The organism is Burkholderia sp. Ac-20379 (genome assembly GCF_017104645.1).
GTDB lineage: Bacteria > Pseudomonadota > Gammaproteobacteria > Burkholderiales > Burkholderiaceae > Burkholderia.
Map to the genome: position 1 here is coordinate 1 of NZ_JAAGPF010000539.1, position 2820 is coordinate 2820.

Below are 2820 nucleotides of genomic sequence, written 5' to 3' on the forward strand. Positions count from 1 at the left end.
TCGCGCGGGCGGTGGCCGGCGCCGTGCTGGCGGGCGCCTGCCTGCTGGCCGGCCTGGCCTGGCCCGGCGGGGCCGCGCTGGCGCAGGGCATCGGCGCCCACGCGCCGCTGAACGGCGCGCGGCTGCCGCCGTCGATGTCCCTGCCGGGTTTCCATTCGCCGCCGCCCGATCCCACCGTGTCGAGCGGCGCGGTGCGCATGCAGCCGGCGCGCATGCCGTTCTACGTCGCCACGCGCGGGCACACCACTCTCTACCTGCTCGGCACGCTGCATGTGGGCGATCCGGTCGACTATCCGCCGTCCCAGCCATTTCGCCAGCCGATCCTGGCCGCGCTCGCGGCGTCGCCCGTGCTGGCGCTCGAACTGTCGCCCGACGACCTGCTCGAATCGGCCGACGACGTGTCGAAATTCGGCGTGTGCCGCTACCCGTGCCTGCCGAAGCTGCTGCCCGAGCCGCTCTGGCAGCGCCTGTCGGGCCGGCTGCGCGGCAATCCGGCCGCGCTCGACGGGATCCGCCGGATGCGGCCGTGGCTGGCCGCGCTGGTGGTCGAAACCTACGATTCGATTTCGGCGGGGCTGCAAACCGAATATGGCACCGAGGCGCAGCTCCAGAACGTGTTCCTGAAGAAGAAGGGCGCGCGCGTGGTGGGGCTGGAAACGCTGGCCGAGCAGATGCGGGCGTTCACCGGGCTGACGCTGGCCGAGCAGCGCGAGATGCTGGCGCAGGACATCGTGCAGACGCCGGCCCAGAACGCCGCCGACGTGAAGGCGCTGCACCGGCTGTGGCGGATCGGCGACGCCGACGCGCTGGCCGCCTGGGCCAGCGCCAAGACCGAGCGGCTGGCGCGCTCGCGGCCGGTGGCCGACGCCATCGACGGCAAGATCCTCTACGAGCGCAACCGCCGCTTCGCCGCGCGCTCGATCGCGCTGGCCGGGCCGAACCGGCCCCTGTTCGTGGCCGTGGGCGCGCTGCATCTGGGCGGCCCGAAAGGTGTGATCGAATTGTTAAAGCGGCAAGGTTTTCGCGTCGAGGCCCATTGATGATGGGGAAAACCCACAGTCTTACCGATTTTTCGTATCTGGAGATTGACATGAAACATTGTCAAAACTATTCTCCAATCCACACCGGATTTAAATCCGAAAGAACAAGCACTACGGGGTAGCAGCACCAAAAAAAGCGCGAGGATGGCATTGCCGGCACGTATTGACGTGCCGGCAACGGCCACCGGCAGTACGCGAGGCCAATGAACAAAGAACTACGAGGCACGCGCAAGCGTGGTTGGAATTGGGCGTTCCGCCGTTCGGCCGGGGGTGGCAAGACGGGCGGCGGCGGACGTGTTTTAGGTCCCGATTCCGATTCGGTAATTGATTCCGCCATTATTGAATGACATGATTTTGAATGACGTCTTTCAATTGAATGGGATTCACGGTTTATTTAAAGCGTGAATTAAAAAAGTAAAGCGCCCGGGGGCGCTTTTTTTATTGGTGCCGCAGCCGCGCGATCGCGGGCGCGCCTGGCCGCCCTCAGGCGCGGGCCGCGCCCGGCGCCGTCAGCGTCACGCCGGCCTGCTCCAGCGCCGCGCGGATCCGCTGCGCGAACGCCAGCGCGTGCGGGCCGTCGCCGTGCAGGCAAACCGTCTGCGCATTGAGCGGCACCCATTCTCCCGTCACCGCCTGCACCTGCCGGCCGCGCACCATCTCCAGCGTGCGCGCGAGCATGTCCGCTTCGTCGTGCACCAGCGCGCCCGGCTGGCTGCGCGGCACCAGCGAGCCGTCGGCGCGGTAGCCGCGATCGGCGAACACTTCCTCCACGGCCGTCAGCCCCGCCTGCCGGGCCGCCGCCACGAAGCCGCTGTTGGCCAGCCCGAACACGGCCAGCGACGGATCGAAATCGCGGATCGCGGCCACCACCGCCTCGGCGATCTGCGGATCGCGCGCGGCCTGGTTGTAGAGCGCGCCGTGCGGCTTCACGTGGGCGAGCCGGCCGCCTTCGGCCCGTGCGATCGCAGCCAGGGCGCCCAATTGATAGAGGACGCCGGCGTAGATCTCGCCCGGCGGCAGGTCCATTTCCTTGCGGCCGAAGTTGTCGGGGTCGAGAAAGCTCGGATGTGCGCCGATCGCGACCCGGCGCTCGATCGCCCAGCGCACGCAGTCGCGCATCGCCTGCGCGCCGCCCGCGTGCCAGCCGCAGGCGATGTTGGCGGAGGTGACGAGATCGAGCAGCGCCTCGTCGGCGCCGCAGCCCTCGCCGAGATCGGCGTTCAGATCGATATGCATGATGGGGTCGTCGTAAAAAGGGGGCGGATTCGTGTCAGGCGGCTCGCGCGTTGGCGGCCGCCGCCTGCGCCTGGCGCTCGCGCGCTTCCTCGCGCAGCTCGATGGCCACGTCGATCTGGCGCAGGTAGGCGCGCTCGGCCGCCAGCGCGTCGCGGGCCTGCTCGGCGGTGGCCGGCACGAAGCGGATCGGCAGGTTCAGCCGCGCCTGCGCGAGCTTCCAGAGATCGGCGCGGATCACCGTGCCGATCTGCGGGTAGCCGCCGGTGGTTTGCGCGTCGTGCATCAGCACGATCGGCTGGCCGTTCGGCGGCACCTGGATCGTGCCCGGCAGCACGGCGTGCGACAGCAGTTCCTCGCGCGAGTCGCGCGCGAGCGCCGCGCCGGCCAGACGATAGCCCATCCGGTTGCTGTTTGCCGTGACCTGCCATTCCTCGTCCCAGAACACCCGCTGCGCGGCGGCGGCGAAATCGGCGTATTGCGGGCCGGGCAGCACGCGCACCGGCAGCGCGCGCGGCGCATGGGCGTGCGGCCGGTGCGCGCGGCG

Annotated in this window: 2 protein-coding genes and 1 pseudogene; 1 reads left to right on the forward strand and 2 read right to left on the reverse strand. The window is 69.5% G+C overall.

The genetic code is table 11. From position 1 onward, the window contains the following. A partial coding sequence (locus tag G3N92_RS32460) for a TraB/GumN family protein (RefSeq protein ID WP_241015166.1) occupies window positions 1-1040 on the forward strand: 1040 nt, incomplete at its 5' end. Window positions 1041-1523: 483 nt separating this feature from the next. Here the strand turns inward: G3N92_RS32460 and pxpA are convergent. Both pxpA and G3N92_RS32470 read right to left on the reverse strand, forming a co-directional pair. Further along, window positions 1524-2276: a 5-oxoprolinase subunit PxpA gene (gene pxpA / locus G3N92_RS32465; protein WP_206131619.1), complete on the reverse strand. Its 753-nt coding sequence runs from the start codon at window positions 2274-2276 to the stop codon at window positions 1524-1526. Between the two features lie 34 nt (window positions 2277-2310). Next, a pseudogene (locus G3N92_RS32470) lies at window positions 2311-2820 on the reverse strand (allophanate hydrolase); the annotation flags it as partial.